This is a genomic window from Mycobacterium sp. NGS29, from assembly GCF_059812965.1.
Genome location: NZ_JCALDR010000007.1, coordinates 18242 through 42070, shown reverse-complemented (window position 1 = coordinate 42070; position 23829 = coordinate 18242). Strand labels below are relative to the sequence as shown.

The following is a 23829-nucleotide window of genomic DNA, read 5'->3' as shown; positions in this document are numbered from 1 at the left end:
CGGACTCGTCAGCGCTTGAGCATGACGAAGGCACCGCCGCCGACCAGCAGCGCCAGCGCCAACGCGATACCCCAGCCGGCACCGAGCAGGTACCAGACGACGGCCACCACGCCGATCAGCGGCGACACCGCGAACAGGACGATCCCCGGGTTCTGCCTGATCACGGCCAGCGCACTCTTGGCCCGAATCGGATCGATCTCCTTGCCTGCCATCCGTTCAGAATGCCAGGTGGGCACGACATTGCAAGCGGAGTCATTCAGGTTCGTCGGCTCCGACCGGCGACCGCCGCGGCGATCCGCGTCGGAATGCCTGAAAACTGTTGGTACCGCTGGTGATTATGACCAAGGTCCCTACCGGTCCGAAAGTGTCAGCCGTAACGTCGTCATGGTGGACCTCGAAGTCGTCAGAAACGCAGTCCAGCTGGCCTGCCGGGCGCCGTCGGTGCACAATAGCCAACCCTGGCGATGGGTCGTCGAGGACGGGGCGGTCCACCTCTTCGCCGATCGCAACCGGACGGTGCCGGCCGCCGACCCTTCGGGCCGCCAAGCCCTCCTCAGCTGCGGCAGCGCACTTGACCATTTCCGCGTCGCGATGACCGCTGCGGGTTGGCGCACCGGCGTCGCCCGCTTTCCGAACCCGAACGACCCTGCGCATGTGGCGACGATGCATTTCAGTCCGCTCGATCACGTCACCCCGGCGCAGCACACCCGGGCGGCGGCAATTCTGCACCGCCGCACCGATCGGCTGCCCTTCGACGCCCCCAGAAACTGGGCCGATTTCGAACCGGTACTGCGCAGCGTTCTCGCCGACGACGCCGTTGCGCTCGACGTCCTGGCCGACCAGGACCGCGACCGCCTGGTGCAGGCGTCGCGGCTCAGCGCGGCACTTCGTCGCGACGACACCACGTATCACGCCGAACTCGATTGGTGGACTTCACAGTTCACGCTTGCGCAGGGAATGCCGGCAACCGCCCTGCCGTCCGAGACCGAGCGCCGACGGGTCGATGTCGCGCGGGAATTTCCGGTCCGGGACCACCGGGACCGGCGTCCGGAGATCGCCGCCGACTGGTCGACGATTCTGATTCTGTCGACACCGCAGGACACGAGAGCCGATGTGCTGCAGTGCGGCGAAGTACTCTCGACGGTGCTATTGGAGTGCACCATGACCGGAATGGCGACCTGCACCTTGACCCACCTGATCGAATCGTCCCAGAGTCGCGCCATCGTGCGTGAACTGATCGGGGGGCGCGGCGAGCCGCAACTGCTCATCCGCGTCGGGGTATCCCCCATGATGGAGCCCCGACCGGCACCGACACCGCGCCGTCCGCTGGCTGCCGTCCTGGAAATCCGCCACTCGTCACCCGAAAGGCTGAGCCGATGACCGACGAGCCATTCACCATCCTGTCCGAGAGCGAAAGCTGGGACCTGCTGGGCACCGCCTCGCTCGGTCGGCTGGTGACCAACTTTGCCGGCGAGCCGGAAATCTTCCCCGTCAACTACGTGGCGCAGGACCGCACCGTGCTGTTCCGGACTGCCGAAGGCACCAAACTGTTCTCTGCGGTCGCCAATCGCACCGTGCTCTTCGAGGCCGACGACCACAACGTCGTCGAGGGCTGGAGCGTGATCGTGCGCGGTCGCGCCCAACTGTTGAAGTCCGAGGCCGACATCGAAAAAGCCGACCGCGCCGGGCTGTATCCGTGGACGGCAACGAACAAGCCCAATTACGTGCGGGTGACCCCGACCGACGTCACCGGCCGCCGGTTCGAGTTCGGCCCGGAGCCCGACCGCAACGAGACGGCGTCATAGCGGTTCGGGTCCGCGCCTTTCACACGACCAGTGACAGCGGCCCGCGGCTGGGAGGATTCCTGCGGCGCTTGCTGATTGCCACCAGACGCGCCACCGCGGCTTCGATGCCGCGGGCCAGTTGGTCGACGTCGGCCACCACGTCGTAGTCGGCAAGGATTCCGAAGAACAGGTGGTCGGCGTAACTGAGCATCGCCACGCCGGTCCGCAGGTCCATGGCCAGGGGCGGGACGGGGTAGAGCCCGACGACGTTCCTGCCCATGACCCGAAGCGGCCGGGACGGTCCCGGCACGTTCGTCGCCACTGTCACCACGCCTCGTTGCGGCAACCGCATCAGTAATCCGACCGTCCACGCGCTTAGTGCAAAGGGAATACGATTTGCCAAGGACACGAACATGTTTCCCGCCTGCCGCTGGCCGCTGGCCTTGGCCCGGCCCAACCGGTCATGCACGGTCCGCAGCCGCTGCACCGGATTCTCTTCGTCCACCGGCAGATTCGGCAGCATCAACGACACCCGGTTGTCGGTCTTGTCGAACGCGTCGGCCGACCGAACCGAAACCGGTACCAGCGTGCGCAGCGAATCGCGCACCGGCTTCAGGCCGCGTTCGATCATGAGGTTGCGGTAGCTTTCGGTAATCGCCGCCAGCGCAACATCATTGACAGTCACGTCGAACGTCCGGCAAATCAGGTCGATGTCGGCCATGGCCACCCGCGCCCCGCTGTACCGGCGCAGATCCGACAGCGGTCCGTTGAGCGACGACGCAGCCGGCCTCAACAAGCCTGCCGCGATCTCACTCGCGCCCTGCACGGCGCGGACGATCCCCGCGGTCAGCGCGGCCGAGGTGTTCAACAATCCACCGATCAGTGTTGTCCTTGGGGCGGAAGGCTTTTCCCTAGCGCGGACGGCGCTGTGGGCGAAACTGTGGCCGCCCACGCCGTCATCACACAACCCGCTCAGCAGGTGCGTGGCCGCAATGCCGTCGGCCATGCAATGGTGCAGCTTGGTCAGCATCGCCCAGCGCTCGTCGGCGAGTCCCTCGATGACCCAGACCTCCCACAGCGGCCGATCGCGGTCCAGCCGCCGCGCCATCACATCGGCGATCAACCGAAACAGCTCCCGGTCGCCACCGGGATGCGGTAGCGCGACGCGCCGTATGTGCCGCTCGATGTCGAAGTCAGGATCCACCACCCACTCAGGTGCGCCGAGATCCAGCGTGTGCAACCGCAGCCGTTGCCCGAACCGCGGACAACCGCGGATGCGTTCGCTGAACGACGAAAGCAATGCGTCCTGCTCGGGGGCCGGGCCTTCGATGAGCGCGAGACCTCCGATGGCCAGGCTCACCCGAGAATCAGCGTCCTCGGCCTTCAGAAACCCGGCGTCCAAGCTGCTCAGGTGCTCCATGATGGTTACTATCCGCCGGTGCAGGCCGGGTGCAGCAGGGCCAAAGGTCCCACACCGCCGGGGCTTCGTGCCCTGCCCTGGCAGCGGCCGGCGGACGATCCTAAAACGATGACCACAGTCATCGATAGGAAGGGCTCGGCACCCATGAACGCCCAGTTCCCCGATGCCGACACGCTGCGGACGGTCCTCACTCTGGCCACCCGCGCACCGTCGATTCACAACACCCAGCCGTGGCGCTGGCGGGTGCGTGCCGCACGTCTGGAGTTGTTCTCCGAGCCGGAGATGCAGCTGGAGAACACCGACCCGGACGGGCGCGATCTGATCATCAGTTGCGGTGTCGCGCTGCATCACTGCGTGGTCGCGTTGGCGTCGATGGGTTGGCACGCGAAGGTGAGTCGGTTCCCCGATCCCGACAACTCGCGTCACCTGGCCACCCTCGAGGTGGTGCCGCAGCCTCCCGACCAACCTGACATCGCACTGGCGGCGGCCATTCCGCGGCGGCGAACCGATCGCCGTGCCTACAGTTCCTGGCCGGTACCTGGCGGCGACGTCGCGCAGATGGCCGCCCGGGCTGCGCGCAGCGGAGTCATGCTGCGCCAGATCGACGCGCTGGACCGAATGAAAGAGATTGTGGGCAAGGCGGTTTCGGACCATGCCGGTAACGACGCCTACATGCGCGAGCTGACCACGTGGAGTGGCCGGTACGGCGCGGTGGCCGGTGTTCCGGCCCGCAGCGCTCCGCCGTCGGACCCCAGCTCCCCGATTCCCGGCCGCCTGTTCGCCGGACCTGGGCTGGCGCAACCGTCGGGCATCTCCCCCGCTGACGACAGCAGCACCATCCTGGCGCTGGGCACCGAGAACGACGACCGGTTGGCGCAACTGCGCGCCGGGGAAGCCACCAGCATCGTGTTGCTCACCGCCACCGCGATGGGTCTGGCGTGCTGCCCGATCACCGAACCGCTGGAGATCGCGGCGACCCGCGACGCGATCCGCGCCGACGTGTTCGGCGCCCGCGGCTACCCGCAGATGCTGCTGCGCGTCGGCTGGGCCCCGATCAACGCCGATCCGCTGCCGGCGACGCCTCGGCGCCGGTTGGCGCGCGTCGTCGACTGGCCCGAATAGTTATTGGAGCAACGGTGCCGACCAGCGCAGCAACGTGCCGCCGGTGGGCAGGTTCTCGACGAGAAACTCACCACCCGACTCCTCGGCCCGACGCTGCAGATTGATCAGACCGCTGCCGGTGTAGTCACCCGGCATGCCGCGGCCGTTGTCGCTGACCTCGATGCACAGGTCGTCGTCGACGCGCACCCGCACTGTCAGGGTGGTGGCCTGCGAGTGGCGCGCGGCGTTGCTCACCGCTTCCCGGACCACCGCCTCGGCGTGCTCGGCCAATGCGCTGTCCACGACGGACAGCGGGCCGACATATTGCACAGAGGTACGCAATCCGGCTGCGGCGAATTGGCTGACGGCGGCGTCGATTCGCTGCCGCAACCGAGTGATGCCCTGCGAGGCGCCGTGTAGATCGAAGATGGTGGTCCGGATCTCCTGGATCACCGCCTGCAGATCGTCGACCGCCTCGGAGAGCCGTTGCCGCACTTCGGGTTCCATGGTCCGGGGCACGGTCCCCTGTAGGGACAGCCCGACCGCGAACAACCGCTGGATCACGTGGTCATGCAGGTCGCGCGCGATGCGGTCGCGGTCGGTCAGGATGTCGAGTTCGCGCATGCGGCGCTGCGAGGTGGCCAATTGCAGGGCCAGTGCGGCCTGATCGGCGAACGCGGCCATCATTTCGAGTTGGTCGTCGGTGAAGGATTGCGTTGCACCCTGACGCAACACTACGACGACGCCGGCGACGGTGTCGGCGGCGCGCAGCGGCAGCAGCAGCGCTGGTCCTGCGGCGAGCGGCCCCGCTGCGCCGTCCAGGTCCAGCCGGGCGATCTGCCGCGGCGTGCCGTTGACGAATACCTCGCCCAACGCGGTGCCCGCCACCGGAATGGTCTGTCCGGCAATGGTTTCGACCGTGCTACCGACCGTCTCGATCACCAGCAACTCCGAGACGTCGGCGGCCGTTGCGCTGCTGTCGAGCGGCACCGCGACCAGCGCGGCGTCGGCTGCAGTCAGGCTGATCGCCTCCTCGCCGACCAGCCGGAACACCGTGGCAGGTTCGGTGCCGGACAGCAACTCGGTGGCGATGTCGCGGGTCGCCGCGATCCACGACTGGCGCGCCTTGGCCTGTTGGTACAGCCGTGCGTTGGCGATGGCGATACCGGCGGCGGCGGCCAGCGCCTGAACCAGGACCTCGTCGTCTTCGCTGAACGGTTGTCCGTTCGTCTTGTCGGTCAGATACAGCGTTCCGAATGAGATGTCGCGCACCCGGACCGGTACCCCGAGGAACGTCCGCATCGGCGGGTGGTGCTCGGGGAATCCAACCGAGGCCGGATGTCGCGAAAGGTCGTCCAGCCGTAGCGCTTTGGGTTCGTCGATGAGTAGCCCGATGACACCGAGCCCCTCGGGCAGGTGGCCGATCCGCTTGACAGTTTCCGGATCGATGCCTTCGTGGACGAAGTTCAGGACCCGGTTGTCCCGATCGTGCACCTCGAGCGCGCCGTAGCGGGCGTCGACGAGATTGGTCGCCGAGCGCACGATCCTGCGCAACGTTTCGTTGAGCTCGAGACCCGAGGTGACCACCAACATCGCCTCGAGCAGACCGTCGAGCCGGTCGCGGCCCTCGACGATCTGCTCGACCCGGTCCTGCACCTCGACCAGCAGCTCGCGCAGCCGCAGCTGGGACAACGTCTGCCGGAACGGGTGCAGGCTCGGCTCGTCCTGGTTCATCGTCCGTCACCGGGTAACCGCGAGCGCTTCAATTCCGTTGCGAACACGGCGGCTTGGGTGCGCCGTTCCATGCCGAGCTTGGCCAGCAACCGGGAGACGTAGTTCTTCACCGTCTTCTCGGCGAGGAACATCCGGTCCGCGATCTGTCTGTTGGTCAGACCCTCGCTGAGCAGGCCCAGCAGCGTGCGTTCCTGGTCGGTGAGGCCCGACAACGGGTCAGGCTTCTCGGTGGCGTCCCGCAGTTTGGACATCAGGGCCGCGGCCGCTCGATTGTCGAGCAATGACCGGCCCGCACCCACCTCCTTGACGGCGTGGGCCAGCTCCATGCCTTTGATGTCTTTGACCACGTACCCGCTGGCGCCGGCCAGGATCGCATCCAGCATCGCCTCGTCAGAGGTGTAGGAGGTCAGGATCAGGCATCGCAATTCGGGCATGCGGGACAACAGATCTCGGCACAGTTCGATGCCGTTGCCGTCGGGCAACCGGACATCGAGGACCGCCACGTCGGGGTTGGCCGCCGGTATCCGTGACATCGCCTCGGCCACCGAGCCGGCTTCGCCGACGACGTCGAGTTCGGGGTCAGCGCCGAGCAAGTCGATGAGACCGCGCCGCACCACCTCGTGGTCGTCGACCAGGAAGACTCTTACCAACGCGCCCCTCCGAATTCGGTCCCTACAAGTTGCTGCACCGCACGGTCAGCACCGAGGATCCCGCGTTGTAGACACTGCACACCTGCGCGGTATGCGCGTCGGTGACGAACAGCTGCCCCGGTCCGGCGTAGTCGGCCAGGTAGCGGCAGGAATGGCCGGGCACCACCGCCGACTCGACCCGGACATCGGGATACAACCGCGTCCACCTGCTCAAGCGGCGGTCCAATTGTGCCTGCTGTAAACCGTTCTGATCAGTGGTGCGCTTCGCCTGCACCGAAACGGCACGCAACGGGACTTCCCGCAGCCGGGCCTCCCGGAACGCGTGTCGCAGCACCGAACCATTCTCCACCTCCACGACTACCCGGCTGATCTCGGGGGTTGTGCTGCCGTCGGGCCTGCGGTGGATCACTGCCACGGGGCACAGCGACGATCCCGCCAGGGCGCCCGCGACCGATCCCTGGCCGCTACGGGCATGGGCGAGGCCGATCGAGCCGACACAGATCATCGCGGCCGACCTGGACTCCTGCATCAACTTGTTGAGCGGTTTACCCCATCGGATGTCGGTTTCGACGGTGACGTCGCTGCCGGTTGCTCTGATCGCCCGGAATGCGTCGTACAGCGCGGCGCGCGCGGCTGCCCGGCACCTTTCGATCCCGGCGCTCTGCAACGCATCGATGACGTAGATCAGTCGCAGCGGAACATCACGCTCAATGGCTTCATCGGTGGCCCACACCGCCGCGTGCAACGCGGCCTTCGATCCGTCGATACCGACGACGATTGCAGGACCAGGCTCGCGGCCGCTCATCGTGGTCTCCTCCTTCGGTCTTTCCGGCTAATCCGAACGTTAGGAGCGGGCCGGATCGATTCCCAGAGGAGTTGGTCCCCGGATCCGGGCCATTAGTCCCTAGCCACCAGGTGAGCGCGCAAATACCATTGCCAGCGCCCGGCGATACAGCCCATCGCCCAGACAGGAGATCCTGCAAATGGCTGTTCAAGAGGTATCGTCCACGCCGAATCCCGCTCAGCCGTCCGCCCAGCCGCTAGTGGGTAAGGGCTGGGTCCAGGGGGTTGCCCTGGTGATGATCTTCGGTTTCCTGGTCATGGGCATCCTGGCCTACCGGACCTACACGGCGGCCATGCCGATGCCGGACAAGGTGGTCAGCGAAACCGGACAAACACTGTTCACCAGCGACGACATCACCAAGGGCCAAGAGCTCTTTCAGGCCCGCGGGCTGATGCAGTACGGGTCGGTGCTGGGTCACGGCGCCTATCTGGGACCCGACTACACCGCCGAATACCTGCGCATGGCGACCGACGACGTCGCCGACCAATTTCGCGCCGAAGGCGTCGCAGATCCGCGCCAACGAGTTGTCACCGAATTCCGCACCAACCGCTACAACCCCGACACCAAGACGCTGTCCTTCACCGCTCACCAGGCCGCGGCCTTCGACCACCTGCAAAATCATTACGCAGCCTATTTCGGTGAGAACTCCACCAAATACGGGTTGTTGCCACACCTGATCACCGACAAGACGCAGATTCGTCAGTTGACGGCGTTCTTCGCCTGGACCGCTTGGGCAGCCGCGGCCGAACGGCCCGGGCACAAATACACCTACACCAACAACTGGCCGGCCGAGCAGCGCGTCGACAACGGTCCTACCGCGGCGGTCATCGTGTGGTCGGCGCTGTCGCTGATCGCGCTGCTGGGCGGTATCGGCATCATGTTCGCCGTCTACGGCCGCTGGAGCCAGAAGGTCGGTTGGCACGGCGCTGAGACCTCTACGCTGTCTTTCCGGCAACCCGGTGAGGTGGGCCTGACGCCGGCCCAACGAGCCACCATCTGGTTCTTCGCGGTCGTTTCGGTGCTCTTCTTGGCCCAAGCGCTGCTGGGTGCGGCGGCCGAGCACTACCGCGCCGACCTGTCGACGTTCTTCGGCTTTGATCTGGCCCGGATACTGCCCTACAACCTGGCCCGCACCTGGCATCTGCAGTTGGCCCTGTTCTGGACGGCGGCAGCGTTCCTGGCGGGCGGTATCTTCCTGGTGCCGTTCATCGCGCGTCGCGAGCCGAAACGTCAAGCGCTGCTTGCCTACATCCTGCTGGGCGCGGTCGCGCTGGTGGTGTTCGGCTCACTGACCTGCGAAGCCCTGTCCATTTACGGTGTCATCCCCGAAGGCGGGCTGTTCTCCCAGCAGTGGGAGTATCTCGACCTGCCGCGGTTGTGGCAGATCCTGCTCGTCGTCGGGTTGTTCGTGTGGATCGCGATCATCTGGCGCGGCATCCGCGCCCGACTCAAGGGTGAGTCGAAGATGAACATGCCGTGGCTGTTCTTCTTCTCCGGCTTGGCGATTCCGGCGTTCTACGCCGTCGGCCTGCTGGCCACCAGCGACACCCACTACACCGTCGCCGACTTCTGGCGGTTCTGGGTGGTGCACCTGTGGGTCGAAGACTTCCTGGAGTTGTTCACCACCGTGATGGTGGCGTACATGTTCGTGCTGCTGGGTGTGGTGCGGGAACGCATCGCGCTCGGGGTGATCTTCCTCGACGTCATCCTGTACTCGGCCGGCGGCGTCATCGGCACCATGCATCACCTGTATTTCTCCGGAACGCCAGTGGAACACATGGCACTTGGGGCGTTCTTCTCCGCCGCGGAGGTCATCCCGCTGACATTCCTCACCGTGGAGGCGTGGGCGTTCCTGCAACTCGGCGCACGCCAGCAATCCGGTGACGCCAACCCGTTCCCGCACCGCTGGGCGGTGATGTTCCTGGTGGCCGTGGGATTCTGGAACTTCTTGGGAGCCGGTATCTTCGGGTTCCTGATCAACCTGCCGGTGGTGTCCTACTACCAGATCGGCACGGCGCTGACGGCCAATCACGGTCACGCCGCGATGATGGGTGTCTACGGGATGCTCGCCGTCGGACTGGCGATGTTCGCGTTCCGCTATGTGATCCCGGCCGACAAGTGGCCGGAGAAGTTGGCCCGAATCTCGTTCTGGTGCATGAACATCGGACTCGCCTGGATGGTGTTCGTCACACTGCTGCCATTGGGCGTGATGCAGCTGTACCACTCCGTCAACGACGGCTACTTCGAGGCGCGCACCCTGGGTTACATCACCAAACCGGGCAACGCGGTACTCGAATGGCTGCGGATGCCCGGTGACATCATCCTGATTGGCGGTGGCATATTGCCGTTCGTCTGGATGGCCTTGCTGGCGCTGCGCAACTTCCGGTCCGGCACAACGGTGGACGAGCTGCCCGAACATGCGCTGTACACCGAGAACACCGCGGTGGAGCCGACAACGGCGAAGGACTGAGAGATGGCCGCGCCCGCGACGTCGGTATGGCTGATCGCCGGCTATTCGCTGCTGCTGCTGGCCATCGGGTGGTGTTTCGACCTGATGGCACGGCATGCCTCAGCACGCGCAGCGGCTTGGCGCAGCGGGCGATTCAGTTACCGGCCCGACCATGACGCCTGGGTGTGCCCGCGGGATCACTGGCTGTGGCCGACCTCGTTCGATCCCAAGCACCGGGTGATGCGCTACCGGGCACTGCCCATCGTGTGCAACAGCTGCCCGGTCAAGTCCACCTGCACCACGTCGAACCACGGACGCGAGATCAGCCGTGAGGTCGATCCGTGGCCGCATTCGGAAGCCGGCCGTTTTCACCGCGGGATCGCTTGCAGCGTAGCGGCTTTCGGTATTGTGCTACCGCTGGCGATGATGGTCACCAACCACACGCCGGCTGATGTCCTGGTGTTGGCGGGCACCATCACGGTGATCACACTGCTCGGGCTGCCGCTTGCCCGGCACCTGTGGAACACCCCGGCCAACGCGCCGGACCACTTACCACACCGGACCGCGATCGAGGACCAGGTGGCTGCCGCGGTCGACCGCTACTCCACCCGCTGGGGAGGATGGGAAGGCAAGGAGAACAAGACATGACCGGTTTGGTGATCGGTGTGGTCGTCCTCGGGATCGTGTTGCTCGTCGGACTCGCCGTGGTCTCGCTGTCGGTGCTACGGGAGTACGAGCGCGGGGTGGTGTTCCGGATGGGTCACATCCGTCCGCTGTACCAGCCGGGACTGCGGTTCCTGATCCCGTTGGTGGACAGAATGGTTCGCGTCGACCAGCGCCTGGTGACGCTCACCATCCCGCCGCAGGAGGTGATCACCCGCGACAACGTGCCGGCCCGCGTCAACGCGGTGGTCATGTTCTCGGTCACCGAACCGCTGAAAGCGATTCTGGCCGTGGAGAACTACGCGATGGCCACCTCCCAGATCGCCCAGACCACCTTGCGTTCGCTGCTGGGCCGCGTCGACCTGGACACGCTGTTGGCTCACCGCGAGGACCTGAACAGCGACCTGCGCACCATCATCGAGAAGATGACCGAACCCTGGGGTGTGCAGGTGCGCGTAGTGGAGATCAAGGACGTCGAGATTCCCGAGTCGATGCAGCGGGCGATGGCCCGCGAGGCCGAGGCAGAGCGTGAGCGCCGCGCGAAGGTGATCAATGCCCGCGGCGAACTGCAGGCGTCCGAGGAGTTGCGCCAGGCCGCCGAGACGCTCTCAAAGAGTCCGGCGTCGCTGCAATTACGCTATCTGCAAACACTTTTGGAGCTGGGTGCCGATCAGAACTCCACCGTGGTCTTCCCACTGCCCGTCGACATCATCACGCCGTTCCTGCGCAACCCGGACGCGCTGCGCGGCGCGCTGGATGCCGTGAATCACCACGGTTGACGGGTCAATTCACGGCCAAAGCGTTCACCAGTACCACCCGATACGCGGGCCCAGGTCCTTCCCCGGGGGCTTAGGTGAAGAAAACACCCAATCATCCGGATTCTTGAGTGCGAAGATCACCCCGAATTGCGCACCGGCGACGGGCCATTGCCCGACATCGACCATGAGCTGCCGACTCGTGGCGTGCTCGTTGACAGTCGGCCCGTAAATGGCCCCAGCGACGGTGACGAACTGCTCTCCCGTTGCGTTTGGCCGCGGGCTCACCCCCGTCACCAGCAGCGTGCCGTTCGCCAGCTCACCGCGTGGTCCGTAGCTGCGACTGGACCACCACGGCGACAACCACGACGGCTGCCAGCGGTACACCACCACCGCTGCCAGCACGCCCAGCAGGAGAACTCCAATAGCCGCCCACACACTGGGCAATGCTACGGCCGCAGCCACGGGCGGACCAGCGTCGATGCACTACTCGCCCGGCAGCTGCTCTGGTGGCGCGAAGTTCCAGTTATCCGGATTTTTGGGCGAATACACGACCGGAAACTGCTGTCCTATCGTCGGCCACTGATCGGCGTCGACGACCATTTGCCGGTAGACCGGATGCTCGTTGACGGTCGGCCCGTTCATGACGCCGGAGATGGTGACCAACTGCTCACCGGCTTCCTCTGACCGTGGGCTGACCCCGGTCACAAGCAGGGTGCCGCTGGCCAGTGCGCCGCGTGGCCCGGGCTTGATGAACCGGGGCACGATGAACATCGCCAGCACCGCCAGCAGCATGATCAACGCCAGGAATTGCCACATACCGCCATGGTAGGACTGCAGGAATGAGCGACGATCTGCAGTTCGCGCTGGATCTGGCCGACCGGGCCGATACGGTGACGCGCGCCCGGTTCGGTGCGCTCGACCTCCGCATCGACACCAAACCCGACCTGACCCCGGTGACCGACGCCGACCGCACCGTCGAAGCCGAGCTGCGTGAGGCAATTGCGGTCGGTCGTCGCGGCGACGACGTGCTCGGCGAGGAATTCGGCGGGACGGCCGCTTTCAGCGGACGACAGTGGATCATCGATCCGATCGACGGCACCAAGAATTTCGTGCGCGGAGTCCCGGTGTGGGCCAGCCTGATCGCGCTGTTGGTCGACGGTGTCCCGGTGATCGGTGTGGTGAGCGCACCCGCATTGCAGCGCCGGTGGTGGGCGGCGAGCGGCGCAGGCGCATTTGCATCGATCAACGGGGCGGCCCCGCGCCGACTGTCGGTTTCGGCTGTCGCGGAACTGGATTCGGCGAGTCTGTCGTTCTCCAGCCTGTCCGGATGGGCGGATCGCGGCCTGCGTGAACACTTCATCGCGCTGACCGACACCGTCTGGCGGGTACGTGCCTACGGCGACTTTCTGTCGTACTGCCTGCTGGCGGAGGGGGCCGTCGACATCGCGGCCGAACCAGAGGTATCGGTGTGGGACCTGGCCGCGCTGGACATTGTGGTGCGCGAGGCCGGCGGCCGGTTCACCAGCCTGGACGGCACCGCGGGACCGCACGGCGGCAGCGCGGTCGCGACCAACGGCCTGCTGCATGACCGGGTGCTGAACAGCCTGCGCAGCCTGTGAACTAACTAACACGGGCCTATCTATCTTACTCTGGAGTAAGATACGGTTATTCGCAACGCCCCAACGACAGAGGCTGCTGACATGACCGACACAGTTTCGAAAAGCCGATCGCGCACCAAGAAGCGCGATGACCGCCAGATCGGGATGAAACCGCACAAACGCACCGGCGTCGACGTCGCCATCGCGCTCATCACGCCGATCGTCGGCCAGGAATTCCTGGACAAATATCGGTTACGCGATCCGCTGAATCGGGCGCTGCGGTACGGCACCAAGCAGTTGTTCACCACCACTGCCGCCGCGGGTCGCCAGTTCAAGCGGGTGCAGAACCTGCGGGGTACACCGACCCGACTGAAAGCCAGCGGCAAGAACTACTTCGACCTGACACCGGACGACGACCAGAAAATGATCGTCGAGACCGTCGAGGAGTTCGCCGGCGAGATCCTGCGTCCGGCCGCCCACGACGCCGACGAGGCCGCGAGCTACCCGGCCGGTCTGATCGCCAAGGCTGCCGAGCTCGGGATCACCGCCATCAACATCCCTGAGGACTTCGACGGCATCGCCGAGCACCGCTCCTCGGTCACCAACGTGCTGGTCGCCGAGGCGCTGGCATACGGCGATATGGGACAGGCATTGCCGATCCTCGCGCCCGGCGGCGTCGCGGCCGCACTGACCCACTGGGGCAGCGCCGACCAGCAGTCGACCTACCTCGGCGAGTTCGCCGGTGAGAACGTGCCGCAGGCATGCGTGGCCATTGCCGAACCGCAGCCGCTGTTCGACCCGACCAGGCTGCGGACCACCGCGGTGCGCACCCCGTCCGGCTACCGCCTGGACGGCGTGAAGTCCCTGGTGCCGGCCGCCGCTGACGCCGAACTGTTCATCATCGGCGCCCAGCTCAACGGCAAGCCCGCATTGTTCATCGTCGAGTCGACCGCCAAAGGACTGACCGTCCAGGCCGACCCGAGCATGGGAATCCGCGCGGCGGCCCTGGGACAGGTCCACCTTTCCGGAGTGACCGTGCCACTGGACGCCCGACTGGGCGAGGACGACGCGGCCGACGCCGACTACTCCGAAGCGATCGCCCTTGCCCGGCTGGGTTGGGCCGCGCTGGCAGTCGGAACCTCCCACGCGGTGCTCGACTACGTCGTCCCCTACGTGAAGGAGCGCGAGGCCTTCGGCGAACCGATCGCGCGTCGGCAAGCCGTCGCGTTCATGTGCGCGAACATCGCCATCGAACTCGACGGACTGCGGTTGATCACCTGGCGCGGCGCATCGCGTGCCGAACAGGGCCTACCGTTCGCCCGGGAAGCGGCACTGGCCAAGCGATTCGCCTCCGATAAGGGCATGCAAATCGGCCTGGACGGCGTGCAGTTGCTCGGCGGCCACGGCTACACCAAGGAACACCCGGTCGAGCGCTGGTACCGCGATCTGCGGGCCATCGGCGTCGCCGAGGGCGTTGTGGTCATCTAACTTCTAGGCGAAAGACTCATCATGGCAATCAATCTGGAGCTACCGGGCAAGCTGCAAGCGGTGATCACCAAGACCCACCAGGGTGTCGCCGAGCTGGTGCGGCCCATCGCCCGCAAGTACGACCTGAAGGAACACGCCTATCCGGTCGAGCTCGACACGCTGATCAATCTGTTCGAGGGAGCATCGGACTCGTTCAGCTTTGCCGGGGCCGGCGAACTGCGCGGTGCCGACAGCAAAGAAGACAATCACAACGGCGCGAACATGGCCGCGCTGGTGCAGACCCTCGAGGCCAGCTGGGGCGACCTGGCGATGATGCTGTCCATCCCCTATCAGGGCCTGGGCAGCGCGGCCATCTCCGCGGTCGCGACCGAGGAGCAACTGGAACGCTTCGGCAAGGTGTGGGCCGCAATGGCGATCACCGAGCCGGGATTCGGCTCAGACTCCGCAGCGGTGTCGACCACTGCCCGCCTTGATGGCGACGAATACGTGATCAACGGTGAGAAGATCTTCGTCACCGCGGGTTCGCGCGCCACCCACATCGTGGTGTGGGCCACGGTGGACAAGTCGGCCGGCCGGGCGGCGATCAAGTCCTTCGTCGTACCCCGCGAGCACCCCGGCGTCACTGTGGAGCGGCTCGAGCACAAGCTCGGCATCAAGGGTTCGGACACCGCGGTGATCCGCTTCGACAACGCCCGTATCCCCAAGGACAACATCCTGGGCAACCCGGAAATCGAAGTGGGCAAAGGCTTTTCCGGAGTGATGGAGACGTTCGACAACACGCGGCCGATCGTGGCGGCCATGGCTGTCGGCATCGGGCGCGCCGCGCTGGAGGAGATCCGCAAGATCCTCACCAACGCCGGGGTCGAGATCGACTACGATCGGCCCTCGCACGTGCAAAGTGCCGCCGCCGCCGAATTTTTGCGGATGGAGTCTGACTGGGAAGCCAGCTACCTGCTGTCGCTGCGCGCCGCGTGGCAGGCCGACAACAGCATCCCCAATTCCAAAGAAGCGTCGATGAGCAAGGCCAAAGCCGGCCGAATGGCCACCGATGTCACCTTGAAGACTGTCGAATTAGCCGGCACCACCGGATATTCCGAGCAGACGCTGCTGGAGAAGTGGGGACGGGACTCCAAGATCCTGGACATCTTCGAAGGCACCCAACAGATTCAGCAATTGGTGGTCGCCCGCCGCCTGCTCGGGTTGTCCTCGGCCGAACTCAAGTAACCGCCGGCCCTCAGGCCAGTTCGGTGGGCGGGTCCACCTCGTCCGCCGCCGAGATGGCGTCGCGCTGCCACCACTGCACGTCGTGCCAGGCCCCGAGTTTCCACCCGACCCGGCGAAAGTGGCCGACCGGCTCGAAACCGAACGCTGCGTGCATTTCGTTGCTGGCCTCGTTCGGCTGGGCGATGCAGGCGAACACCCGCCGGAACCCCCGCCCGGCAAGACGTTTCAGCAATTCGGTATACAGCATGCGCCCACCGCCCGAAGCCTTGCGATCCGGTGAGAGATAGATGCTTGTCTCCACCGCCCAGCGGTAGGCCGAACGCGGGTGAAACCGGCTGGCGTAGGCGTAGCCGACAACCGTCCCGTCGTCCTCGAGGACGAGCCATTCGTGACCCACCTGGGCCGCTTCGATGCGGTCTGCCATGTCCTCGACGGTCGGCACTTCGGTCTCGAAGGTGATGGGGGTGTCCAGCACGTAGGGGCGGTATATCTCGACACAGGCCGCGGCATCGGCGGCGGTGGCGGTGCGGACCAGTTGCGGCACTAGCCGGCAATCGCGTCGAGTTGGATACGGACGTCGTCGTCGAGTTCGATGTCGGCGACCGCAAGATTCTCCTCCAGATGCTGCACCGACGAGGTGCCAGCGATCAACAGGACGTTGGGCGCCACACTCAGTGTCCACGCCAGCGCAACCTGTGCCGGAGTGTGCCCGTACTGCGCGGCCGCCCGGACCACCACCGCGTTGCCCAATACCGGGTTGTGCACCCCGGCGAAGGCCGATCCCAGCGGGAAGAACGGCACGAAAGCGATACCGCGCGAAGTGCATTCATCCACCAGCGGCATCGCGGCGCGATGGACGAGATTGAAACTGTTCTGCACACAGGCGATCTCGGTCATCTCCAGCGCGCGCAACAGTTGTGCGTGGGTGATCTCGCTGAGCCCGATACCGCCGATCAGGCCTTCGTCGCGGGCGGCGATGAGGACGGCCAGCTGGTCGTCGAAGAGTTGGTCCGGTTCGGTGCTCTCCATCACCCGCAGGTTGACCACCGCCAACTGCTCGACACCCAAGGTGCACAGATTGGCTTCCAGATCCCGGCGCAGATCGCCCGGATCGGACAACGGCAGCCAGGCGCCGGTGTCGTCGCGTCGGCCGCCGACCTTGCTCACCAGCGCCAGATCCTCCGGGTAAGGATGCAGCGCCTCCCGGATGAGTTCGTTGGCCACCTTCGGCCCGTAGTACTGGGCGGTATCGATGTGGTTCACCCCCAATTCGACCGCGCGCCGCAACACCGACAACGCAGCCGCTCGATCGCGCGGCGGCCCCAGCACGCCGGGCCCCGGCAGCTGCATGGCTCCGAAGCCGACCCGGGACACCGAGTGGCGACCGAGTGGAAATTGCTCCATCACGTGAGATTAGCGTTGAGCCGACAGTCTGATTGCGGCGCACCGGGACGGCGACCGCAGCGAGGAATGAGCATGGATCGAGCCACCAACGGCGGCAGCTTGCTGCGGCAGCCGCTGTTCTGGACAAGCCTGGCATTGCCGGTGGCCATCGCCGTAGGGATCGGGACCCAACGAGCACCGTCCGGGCCGCCGTGGTGGGTGCTGGTGGCGCAGCGCAGCAGTGGTGGCGTCGAACCCTGAAAGGCACCTGCTTCATGTACGGCGGCATCGGTGTGAGCGTGGCCGTCATATCCGGTTGCATCCGATTCCTCGCGAAGAAGGGTGAATTACGTTTGCGCTGGGGCCTTTTCGGTGCCTTCGTCTTCTTCTGGTCTTCGTGGTCGGTGGCGCGTTGAACTCCAGCCAAAACGAGATCACGGCCGGTCGAACCTCGAAGCCGACAGGTCTGGTGTTGATCGTCAAGAGTTTGCTCGGTCTCACCGACCGCGCCACGCCCCTGTACACATCCGCGGCCTGGATCGGCCTGCTGGCTATGTTTGGCTCTCTGGCCTACGCGGTCAGTGGGCCCTCGGCCGGCAATCGCGACGAGCCAGGGCCGTAGATTGACAGAAGGTTCAACATCGGAGGTGGCATGCGCGCAGCACGGGTGACTCGGCTGGACGGTCCGGACGCTATCGAGGTGGCAGACGTCGACGAACCCACCGGCGACGGCGTGGTGGTCGAGGTGCACGCCGCCGGGGTGGCATTCCCCGACGCGCTGCTCACCCGCGGCCTCTACCAGTACCGGCCCGATCCGCCCTTCGTGCTTGGCGCCGAGATCGCCGGGGTGGTCCGCTCGGCCCCTGACGGTGCCCACGTCAAGGCCGGCGACCGGGTGCTGGGCCTGACCATGCTGACCGGCGGAATGGCCGAGGTCGCGGTGTTGACACCAGACCGGGTGTTCAAGCTGCCCGAGAACCTCAGTTTCGAGGCCGGCGCCGGGGTGCTGTTCAACGACCTGACGGTGTACTTCTCGCTGGCCGTCCGCGGCCGCCTGGCCCAAGGCGAAACGGTACTGGTGCACGGCGCCGCCGGCGGCATCGGCACCTCCGCGCTGCGGCTGGCGCCGGCCATGGGTGCCTCGCGCGTCATCGCGGTGGTCAGCTCCGAGGAGAAAGGCCAGATCGCCACAGCGGCCGGCGCCACCGACGTGGTGTTGGCCGACGGGTTCAAGGACACGGTCAAGGAGCTGACCAACGGCCGCGGAGTCGACATCGTGGTGGACCCGGTCGGCGGCGACCGGTTCACCGATTCGCTGCGTTCCCTGGCACCGGCCGGGCGGCTGCTGGTGATCGGCTTCACCGGTGGCGAGATCCCGACCGTGAAGGTGAACCGGTTGCTACTCAACAACATTGACGTGGTCGGCGTGGGTTGGGGGGCCTGGGCCGGTAAGCACCCGGGTGCGCTCGAACAGCAGTGGGCCGCGCTGGAGGAGCTGTTCACGTCGGGCAAACTGGCCGCCCCGGAGCCGGATGTGTTCCCCTTGGCGGAGGCCGCGGCCGCGGTGGCGTCGCTGGAAAATCGCAGCGCCAAAGGCAAAGTCGTGCTCCGGGTGCGCGATTGACGTAGGGGCAGCACCAACGCCGAGTCCCTGTGTGCCCGAGAGACTTGTGTCCGGCAGAAACAGAAAGTAATGTCACTTTTAGTTTTAGTCGTCGACCGGCCGGGAGCCTCGCCATGGAATCCTTCGTCCACCTGCGCAAAGGGAAAACGCCGCGCCGGGTTCATGCCGACCTCGACGGCCTCAAGGACGACGAACTGGGTCGTGGCGGGTTCACCGGCCGCACTGCCAACATGTACCGCCGCAACGACCCCACCGCCTACCGCGCGGTCGGCCCGCTGCGCCCCACCGACGTATTGGCCGATCAACTCAAACCGGACGACGCCACCGATGCGAACGGCGGCCCGCTGCTGATGTTCAGCAACGCCGACTGCCGGGTGCTGCTGAGTCGGCGCAGCGAGGCAATGCCGTTCTACGCCCGGCACGTCGACGGCGACCTGCTCTGCTTCGTGCACCAGGGCACCGGCCTGCTCGAAACTGAATTCGGGCCATTGACCTACCAGCCGGGTGACTGGGTGTACATCCCCAAAGCCTGCACCTGGCGCCAAATCCCGTCCAGCGAAACGATTCTGCTGATGATCGAGGCCACCGACGAATTCCGCGTCCCCCCACCGGGCGCCCTGGGCCGGCACTTCCCCTTCGACCCGTCCCAGGCGGTCATCCCCGACCCGGCACCCATCGACGACGACGGCCGCGACGAGTACCTGGTCCGCCTCATTCATGAGGGTGGGCCCACTACCCTTCATTACCAACACAATCCACTGGACGTCGAAGGCTGGCGCGGCGACAACTTCGCGTTCACCTTCAACATCGCCGACTACAACGTCGTCACCTCCGACAGCATGCACCTGCCGCCGACCGTGCACCTGTTCATGCAGGCGACCGGTGTCTACGTGATGAACTTTCTGCCCAAGCCCGCCGAAGGGGCGCCCGGCACCGAACGCACCCCCTGGTATCACCGCAACGTCGACTACGACGAGATCGCGTTCTTCCACGGCGGTTCGCTCTACGGCATTCCGATGCCGCCGGGCCTGATCTCCCATGCCCCGCAAGGGGTTCACCACGGCGCGCCGGAGAAGGCCCGCGAGCGCGCCCGCCGCAAGTTCGACGACTACACCCGGGTGGACTGGCAGGTGATCGCCATCGACACCCGACGTCGGCTGACCCCCTCCCCGGAAATACTGGCCAACGACCTTGCCCAACACTGAGGACAACACTGACATGACGCAGACTGCAGTGAAACACGCCTACGAGCGCATCCCCTATCTTGTTGCCTTTCAGAACAATTCGGGGGTTCGCGATGTCTACGGTGGGCTGGCCGACATCAACGTGCTGGAAAGCTACCTGCTGAAGCCGAAGGACAAGCCGAGCGACACCGTGCTGGTGTTCATGCACCCGATCGGCGGCGGCGCCTACCTGCCGATGATCAATGCGCTGGCCCGCGCCGGCCATCATGTCATCTACTGCAACAGCCGATTCCGCGGCACCGACTCCGCGCTGCAGATGGAGAAGGTGGTCGAAGACCTCGGCGAATGCATCAAGGACGCTAAGAACAGGCTGGGCTACCAGAAGGTGGTGCTGGCGGGCTGGAGCGGCGGCGGCTCGCTGTCGGTGTTCTACCAACAGCAGGCCCAGCACGCGACCATCACCGCCAGCCCCACCGGTGACGGCCCCGACCTGACCACGTTGGATCTGCCGGCCGCCGACGGGATCATGTTGCTGGCCGCACACATCAGCCGGCACGGCACCCTGACCGAGTGGCTGGACGCCTCCATTCTGGACGAGTCCGACCCCACCAAGCGCGATCCCGAGTTGGATCTCTACAACCCGGACAACCCGAACCAGCCGCCCTACACCGAGGAATTCCTGGCCCGCTACCGGCAGGCGCAGATTGACCGCAACCGCCGAATCACCGCGTGGGTCAAGAACAAACTGGCCGAGTTGCGTGCGAGCGGTCGGCCCGGCAGCGATGTTGCCGAATTCGGCTTCGTGGTGCACGGCACCATGGCCGATCCCCGCTGGCTGGACCCGACGGTCGACCCCAACGAACGCAAGCCCGGCACCTGCTACCTGGGCGATCCGCAGGTGGTGAACATGAGCCCGGTCGGCCTGGCCCGGTTCTGCACCCTGCGCGGCTGGTTGTCGCAGTGGAGCTATGACGACGCTCGCGGCGACGGCGTGAAGTGCGGCAAGGACATCGCCATTCCGGCTCTGGTCATCGGTAATCTGGGTGACGACGCCTGCACGCCCAGCCACACCCGGCGGCTCTTCGAGGCTATCGGGCACCCGGATAAGGAGATGTACGAAATCCACGGCGCCACACACTATTACGCGGGTCCCGACCAGCGAGACAAGCTGCGGGAGGCGGTCGAAATCGTCACCGACTGGCTGACCCGGCACGGGTTCGCGCAGTGACTCACGGCGCGCTGGACGGCATCCGGGTGCTGGAACTCGGCACGCTGATCGCCGGACCGTTCGTGGGCCGCCTGCTGGGCGACATGGGCGCCGACGTCATCAAGGTGGAGCCACCCGGTGCGCCGGACCCACTGCGCACCTGGGGACAGGCTGAGGTCGACGGCCACCGCGTCTTCTGGACGGTGCACGCGCGCAACAAGCGCGCGATCACCCTGGACCTGCGCAAGCCGGCCGGCCGTGAACTGTTCCTGGATCTGGTCGAAAAGTCCGACATCGTGGTGGAGAACTTTCGGCCCGGCACCCTGGAGAAGTGGAACCTGGGCTATGACGTGCTCAGCGAACGCAATCCGGGCATCATCCTGGTCCGGGTCTCCGGATACGGACAAACCGGACCCGACGCCCACAAAGCCGGCTACGCGTCGGTGGCCGAAGCCGCCAGCGGGCTGCGACACCTCAACGGTTTCCCCGGTGGCCCGCCACCACGCCTCGCGCTGTCGCTGGGCGACACCCTGGCCGGCATGTTCGGCGCCCAGGGCGCACTGGCCGCGCTCTACCGACGCAGCGTGACCGGGCAGGGTCAGGTCGTGGACGTCGCGCTCACCGAATCATGTTTGGCCGTCCAGGAATCCACCATCCCCGACTATGACGTCGGCGGCGTGGTGCGGGGCCCCTCGGGTACCCGGCTGGAAGGGATCGCGCCGTCGAACATCTATCGCAGCGCCGACGGCTCCTGGGTGGTGATCGCCGCCAACCAGGACACCGTTTTCGCCCGGTTGTGCACAGCGATGGACCGCCCCGAACTCGCGACCGACGACCGCTTCGCCGACCACGGTGCCCGCGGCCGCAACCAGGACGAACTCGACGAAATCATCGGCGCCTGGGCGGCCCAACGCCAACCCGGCGACATCATCGAAACCCTGTCCGCCGCAGGGGTTATCGCCGGGCCCATCAACACGGTCGCCGAGGTGGTCAACGACCCGCAGCTGCGCGCCCGCGGCATGCTGGTGCCGCATCACGACGAACGGGTGGGCCGCGACGTGCTCGGCCCGGGCATCGTGCCGGTGCTCTCCGAGTCCCCCGGTCGGGTGCGCAGTGCCGGTCCCGCCCGGCCCGGACAACACAACGACGACGTCTACGGCGGGCTGCTGGGCAAGAGCGCAGCACAGCTGGCAGCCCTGCGCAGGGAGGCGGTCTTATGACCTACGTCGCCATCCGAGAGGTGGCGTTGCGCGACGGCCTGCAGATCGAGGCGCCGATCCCGTTGTCGGCCAAGCTGGACCTGCTGAGCGCGGTGGCCGCGACCGGGGTACGCGAGGTGGAGGCCACGGCGTTCGTGTCGCCGACCAAGGTGCCGTCGATGGCCGATGCCGCCGAACTGGCCGCCGAACTGCACAACTTCCCCGGCATCGAGTTCTCCGCGCTGGTGGCCAGCCCCAACGGCGCCAACCGCGCGATTGCCGCGGGCCTGCGGTCCATCGAGTACGTGGTGGCCGCCGACGACACCTTCAGCCAGAAGAACGTCGGTCGCACCAGCGCCGAGGCCACCGCCCAGATCGGTGAGATCGTCGCCATCGCACGCGACAGCGGCGTCACCGTCGAAGTCATCGTCGCCACCGCATGGGACTCCCCGTTCGAAGGCCCCACTCCCCCGCAGCGCGTCCTGGCCATCGCCGCCGCGGCGCGCGACAGGGGCGCGGACCGGTTCTGCATCGCCGACACCATCGGCACCGCCACCCCGGGCCGGGTGAGTTCGCTGATCGCTCAACTGCGTCCGGTGCTCGGCGAGCTGCCGTTGGGTGCGCACTTCCACAACACCCGCGGGTCCGGGTTGGCCAGTGCCTACGCCGCGGTCTGCGCCGGGGTTACCCGGCTGGACGCGTCGGCCGGGGGGCTGGGTGGCTGCCCGTTCGCCCCGGGTGCCACCGGCAATATCGCGACCGAAGATCTGGTGTACCTGCTCACCGACAGCGGTTTCGAGGTCGACGTGGATCTGCCGGCCGCGATCGCCGCGGCGCGGGTCGCGCAAGAAGCTGTCGGCCACGACCTGCCGAGCGCGCTGCTGCGTGCGGGGGATCGGATCCGCGGCTGATGCCCGCCGAACTGCTCACCGCCAAGGGCCGCCAGACCCGCGAATCCATCGAGCTGGCCGCCCGGAAACTGTTCGCCGAACGCGGTTTTCACGGCACCACCCTGGCCGACATCACCTCGGCGGCGGGCAAGTCCCCGGCGGTGTTCTACCGGTACTTCAGCGACAAGGAGGATCTGCTGGCCGCGCTGGCGCAGTCCTTCCTGCACGACGTCGTCGAGCCGTCCGGGCTGAGCGTGCAGCTACCGGAGGCGCCCGGTGACGCGTTCTTCACCTCGGTGGTCACCGGTTACTGGAACATGTTCAAGCAGCACATCGGCATCATGATCGCGGTGGCTCAACTGGCCGCGACCCAGCAACGCTTCGCCGATGTGCAGAACCAGTTCCGGCGCTTCGGCATGGACATCGTGGCCGCTTCGGTGCGCCGAGCCCAGGAGCAGGGTTACGGCACCGAACTCAACCCCGAACACACCGCGGCGGCCATCGCGCTGCTCTTCGAGAACTTCACCACCGTCATCGTCGGCAAGTCGGACCTCGGCATTACTGTCAGCGATGAGGACGCCATTGCCATGCTGTCCCTGATCTGGAAAAAGACACTCTACGGCGCGTGA

At 66.2% G+C, this 23829-nt stretch carries 25 protein-coding genes; 16 read left to right on the top strand and 9 right to left on the bottom strand.

Annotation, left to right across the window (positions count from 1 at the left end):
* Positions 1-8 precede the first annotated feature (8 nt).
* On the bottom strand, positions 9-212 hold the full coding sequence (locus AC5Y5Z_RS11980) for a hypothetical protein (RefSeq protein WP_463827643.1): 204 nt from the start codon (positions 210-212) through the stop codon (positions 9-11).
* Between the two features lie 172 nt (positions 213-384).
* Here AC5Y5Z_RS11980 and AC5Y5Z_RS11975 point away from each other — a divergent pair, with 172 nt between their 5' ends.
* Positions 385-1380, top strand: a complete 996-nt coding sequence (locus tag AC5Y5Z_RS11975; RefSeq protein WP_463827642.1) for an Acg family FMN-binding oxidoreductase — start codon at positions 385-387, stop codon at positions 1378-1380.
* Positions 1377-1805, top strand: a complete 429-nt coding sequence (locus AC5Y5Z_RS11970; RefSeq protein WP_473139129.1) for a pyridoxamine 5'-phosphate oxidase family protein — start codon at positions 1377-1379, stop codon at positions 1803-1805. Before AC5Y5Z_RS11975 ends, AC5Y5Z_RS11970 begins: the two co-directional genes overlap by 4 nt.
* A gap of 19 nt (positions 1806-1824) precedes the next feature.
* On the opposite strand, the gene AC5Y5Z_RS11965 is transcribed toward AC5Y5Z_RS11970, so the two are convergent.
* The gene (locus AC5Y5Z_RS11965) at positions 1825-3204 is read right to left on the bottom strand and encodes a WS/DGAT/MGAT family O-acyltransferase (protein ID WP_499925290.1); all 1380 of its coding nucleotides are present in this window, start codon (positions 3202-3204) and stop codon (positions 1825-1827) included.
* A gap of 144 nt (positions 3205-3348) precedes the next feature.
* Between AC5Y5Z_RS11965 and AC5Y5Z_RS11960 the strand changes: the two genes are divergently transcribed.
* Entirely contained in the window at positions 3349-4326 is a 978-nt protein-coding gene (locus AC5Y5Z_RS11960) for an Acg family FMN-binding oxidoreductase (RefSeq protein ID WP_463827787.1), read from the top strand.
* Here AC5Y5Z_RS11960 and AC5Y5Z_RS11955 read toward each other — a convergent pair whose 3' ends face one another.
* From AC5Y5Z_RS11955 to AC5Y5Z_RS11945, 3 genes are read right to left on the bottom strand one after another with little or no spacing between them, the layout of a single operon-like run.
* Positions 4327-6039: a GAF domain-containing sensor histidine kinase gene (locus tag AC5Y5Z_RS11955; protein ID WP_463827639.1), complete on the bottom strand. Its 1713-nt coding sequence runs from the start codon at positions 6037-6039 to the stop codon at positions 4327-4329.
* Complete coding sequence (gene dosR, locus AC5Y5Z_RS11950) at positions 6036-6689, bottom strand: hypoxia response regulator transcription factor DosR/DevR (RefSeq protein ID WP_463827638.1); 654 nt, start codon at positions 6687-6689, stop codon at positions 6036-6038. Before dosR ends, AC5Y5Z_RS11955 begins: the two co-directional genes overlap by 4 nt.
* Positions 6690-6711: 22 nt before the next feature.
* Positions 6712-7494, bottom strand: coding sequence for a universal stress protein (locus AC5Y5Z_RS11945; RefSeq protein WP_473139132.1), 783 nt, complete (start codon positions 7492-7494; stop codon positions 6712-6714).
* A gap of 178 nt (positions 7495-7672) precedes the next feature.
* Between AC5Y5Z_RS11945 and AC5Y5Z_RS11940 the strand changes: the two genes are divergently transcribed.
* The 3 genes from AC5Y5Z_RS11940 to AC5Y5Z_RS11930 are packed head-to-tail and all read left to right on the top strand — an operon-like array spanning position 7673 to position 11424.
* Entirely contained in the window at positions 7673-10003 is a 2331-nt protein-coding gene (locus AC5Y5Z_RS11940) for a nitric-oxide reductase large subunit (protein ID WP_463827636.1), read from the top strand.
* A gap of 3 nt (positions 10004-10006) precedes the next feature.
* The gene (locus AC5Y5Z_RS11935) at positions 10007-10630 is read left to right on the top strand and encodes a hypothetical protein (RefSeq protein WP_499925288.1); all 624 of its coding nucleotides are present in this window, start codon (positions 10007-10009) and stop codon (positions 10628-10630) included.
* The gene (locus tag AC5Y5Z_RS11930) at positions 10627-11424 is read left to right on the top strand and encodes a slipin family protein (protein ID WP_463827634.1); all 798 of its coding nucleotides are present in this window, start codon (positions 10627-10629) and stop codon (positions 11422-11424) included. Before AC5Y5Z_RS11935 ends, AC5Y5Z_RS11930 begins: the two co-directional genes overlap by 4 nt.
* A 24-nt stretch (positions 11425-11448) precedes the next feature.
* Here AC5Y5Z_RS11930 and AC5Y5Z_RS11925 read toward each other — a convergent pair whose 3' ends face one another.
* Together AC5Y5Z_RS11925 and AC5Y5Z_RS11920 are read right to left on the bottom strand one after the other, a co-directional pair.
* Positions 11449-11838 (bottom strand): hypothetical protein, encoded by a 390-nt coding sequence (locus tag AC5Y5Z_RS11925; protein ID WP_499925287.1) that lies wholly within the window; start codon positions 11836-11838, stop codon positions 11449-11451.
* Between the two features lie 48 nt (positions 11839-11886).
* A complete protein-coding gene (locus tag AC5Y5Z_RS11920) occupies positions 11887-12219 on the bottom strand; it encodes a hypothetical protein (RefSeq protein WP_463827633.1) in 333 nt (110 codons plus the stop codon).
* Between the two features lie 23 nt (positions 12220-12242).
* Here AC5Y5Z_RS11920 and hisN point away from each other — a divergent pair, with 23 nt between their 5' ends.
* From hisN to AC5Y5Z_RS11905, 3 genes are all read left to right on the top strand, one after another.
* Positions 12243-13022 (top strand): histidinol-phosphatase, encoded by a 780-nt coding sequence (hisN, locus tag AC5Y5Z_RS11915; RefSeq protein ID WP_499925285.1) that lies wholly within the window; start codon positions 12243-12245, stop codon positions 13020-13022.
* An 81-nt stretch (positions 13023-13103) separates the two neighbouring features.
* Entirely contained in the window at positions 13104-14489 is a 1386-nt protein-coding gene (locus AC5Y5Z_RS11910) for an acyl-CoA dehydrogenase family protein (RefSeq protein ID WP_463827631.1), read from the top strand.
* A gap of 21 nt (positions 14490-14510) precedes the next feature.
* Entirely contained in the window at positions 14511-15713 is a 1203-nt protein-coding gene (locus tag AC5Y5Z_RS11905) for an acyl-CoA dehydrogenase family protein (RefSeq protein ID WP_499925284.1), read from the top strand.
* 10 nt (positions 15714-15723) lie between these two features.
* Here the strand turns inward: AC5Y5Z_RS11905 and AC5Y5Z_RS11900 are convergent, their stop codons facing one another.
* Positions 15724-16248, bottom strand: coding sequence for a GNAT family N-acetyltransferase (locus AC5Y5Z_RS11900; RefSeq protein WP_463827786.1), 525 nt, complete (start codon positions 16246-16248; stop codon positions 15724-15726).
* An 8-nt stretch (positions 16249-16256) separates the two neighbouring features.
* A complete protein-coding gene (locus AC5Y5Z_RS11895) occupies positions 16257-17117 on the bottom strand; it encodes an oxidoreductase (protein ID WP_499925282.1) in 861 nt (286 codons plus the stop codon).
* A gap of 72 nt (positions 17118-17189) precedes the next feature.
* Between AC5Y5Z_RS11895 and AC5Y5Z_RS11890 the strand changes: the two genes are divergently transcribed.
* The 7 genes from AC5Y5Z_RS11890 to AC5Y5Z_RS11860 all read left to right on the top strand — a co-directional run bounded on the left by AC5Y5Z_RS11890 (position 17190) and on the right by AC5Y5Z_RS11860 (position 23829).
* Entirely contained in the window at positions 17190-17357 is a 168-nt protein-coding gene (locus tag AC5Y5Z_RS11890) for a hypothetical protein (protein ID WP_463827628.1), read from the top strand.
* Positions 17358-17748: 391 nt separating this feature from the next.
* Positions 17749-18720, top strand: a complete 972-nt coding sequence (locus AC5Y5Z_RS11885) for an NADPH:quinone oxidoreductase family protein (RefSeq protein WP_499925280.1) — start codon at positions 17749-17751, stop codon at positions 18718-18720.
* Between the two features lie 113 nt (positions 18721-18833).
* Complete coding sequence (locus tag AC5Y5Z_RS11880; protein WP_499925279.1) at positions 18834-19925, top strand: homogentisate 1,2-dioxygenase; 1092 nt, start codon at positions 18834-18836, stop codon at positions 19923-19925.
* A gap of 28 nt (positions 19926-19953) precedes the next feature.
* Positions 19954-21132, top strand: coding sequence for an alpha/beta hydrolase (locus tag AC5Y5Z_RS11875; RefSeq protein ID WP_499925456.1), 1179 nt, complete (start codon positions 19954-19956; stop codon positions 21130-21132).
* Positions 21129-22331: a CaiB/BaiF CoA transferase family protein gene (locus AC5Y5Z_RS11870; RefSeq protein ID WP_499925278.1), complete on the top strand. Its 1203-nt coding sequence runs from the start codon at positions 21129-21131 to the stop codon at positions 22329-22331. The genes AC5Y5Z_RS11875 and AC5Y5Z_RS11870 overlap by 4 nt, the downstream gene beginning before the upstream one ends.
* Positions 22328-23221, top strand: a complete 894-nt coding sequence (locus tag AC5Y5Z_RS11865; RefSeq protein WP_473139188.1) for a hydroxymethylglutaryl-CoA lyase — start codon at positions 22328-22330, stop codon at positions 23219-23221. The genes AC5Y5Z_RS11870 and AC5Y5Z_RS11865 overlap by 4 nt, the downstream gene beginning before the upstream one ends.
* Entirely contained in the window at positions 23221-23829 is a 609-nt protein-coding gene (locus tag AC5Y5Z_RS11860; protein ID WP_463827563.1) for a TetR/AcrR family transcriptional regulator, read from the top strand. The genes AC5Y5Z_RS11865 and AC5Y5Z_RS11860 overlap by 1 nt, the downstream gene beginning before the upstream one ends.

Coding starts and splice junctions, on each gene's coding strand:
- AC5Y5Z_RS11910 (WP_463827631.1), top strand. CDS start 13,104: ATGACCGACACAGTTTCGAAAAGCCGATCGCGCACCAAGAAGCGCGAT.
- AC5Y5Z_RS11890 (WP_463827628.1), top strand. CDS start 17,190: ATGGATCGAGCCACCAACGGCGGCAGCTTGCTGCGGCAGCCGCTGTTC.
- AC5Y5Z_RS11935 (WP_499925288.1), top strand. CDS start 10,007: ATGGCCGCGCCCGCGACGTCGGTATGGCTGATCGCCGGCTATTCGCTG.
- AC5Y5Z_RS11940 (WP_463827636.1), top strand. CDS start 7,673: ATGGCTGTTCAAGAGGTATCGTCCACGCCGAATCCCGCTCAGCCGTCC.
- AC5Y5Z_RS11885 (WP_499925280.1), top strand. CDS start 17,749: ATGCGCGCAGCACGGGTGACTCGGCTGGACGGTCCGGACGCTATCGAG.
- AC5Y5Z_RS11980 (WP_463827643.1), bottom strand. CDS start 212: ATGGCAGGCAAGGAGATCGATCCGATTCGGGCCAAGAGTGCGCTGGCC.
- AC5Y5Z_RS11930 (WP_463827634.1), top strand. CDS start 10,627: ATGACCGGTTTGGTGATCGGTGTGGTCGTCCTCGGGATCGTGTTGCTC.
- AC5Y5Z_RS11975 (WP_463827642.1), top strand. CDS start 385: ATGGTGGACCTCGAAGTCGTCAGAAACGCAGTCCAGCTGGCCTGCCGG.
- AC5Y5Z_RS11865 (WP_473139188.1), top strand. CDS start 22,328: ATGACCTACGTCGCCATCCGAGAGGTGGCGTTGCGCGACGGCCTGCAG.
- AC5Y5Z_RS11960 (WP_463827787.1), top strand. CDS start 3,349: ATGAACGCCCAGTTCCCCGATGCCGACACGCTGCGGACGGTCCTCACT.
- AC5Y5Z_RS11905 (WP_499925284.1), top strand. CDS start 14,511: ATGGCAATCAATCTGGAGCTACCGGGCAAGCTGCAAGCGGTGATCACC.
- AC5Y5Z_RS11895 (WP_499925282.1), bottom strand. CDS start 17,117: ATGGAGCAATTTCCACTCGGTCGCCACTCGGTGTCCCGGGTCGGCTTC.
- AC5Y5Z_RS11970 (WP_473139129.1), top strand. CDS start 1,377: ATGACCGACGAGCCATTCACCATCCTGTCCGAGAGCGAAAGCTGGGAC.
- AC5Y5Z_RS11945 (WP_473139132.1), bottom strand. CDS start 7,494: ATGAGCGGCCGCGAGCCTGGTCCTGCAATCGTCGTCGGTATCGACGGA.
- AC5Y5Z_RS11920 (WP_463827633.1), bottom strand. CDS start 12,219: ATGTGGCAATTCCTGGCGTTGATCATGCTGCTGGCGGTGCTGGCGATG.
- AC5Y5Z_RS11860 (WP_463827563.1), top strand. CDS start 23,221: ATGCCCGCCGAACTGCTCACCGCCAAGGGCCGCCAGACCCGCGAATCC.
- AC5Y5Z_RS11965 (WP_499925290.1), bottom strand. CDS start 3,204: ATGGAGCACCTGAGCAGCTTGGACGCCGGGTTTCTGAAGGCCGAGGAC.
- AC5Y5Z_RS11955 (WP_463827639.1), bottom strand. CDS start 6,039: ATGAACCAGGACGAGCCGAGCCTGCACCCGTTCCGGCAGACGTTGTCC.
- hisN (WP_499925285.1), top strand. CDS start 12,243: ATGAGCGACGATCTGCAGTTCGCGCTGGATCTGGCCGACCGGGCCGAT.
- AC5Y5Z_RS11880 (WP_499925279.1), top strand. CDS start 18,834: ATGGAATCCTTCGTCCACCTGCGCAAAGGGAAAACGCCGCGCCGGGTT.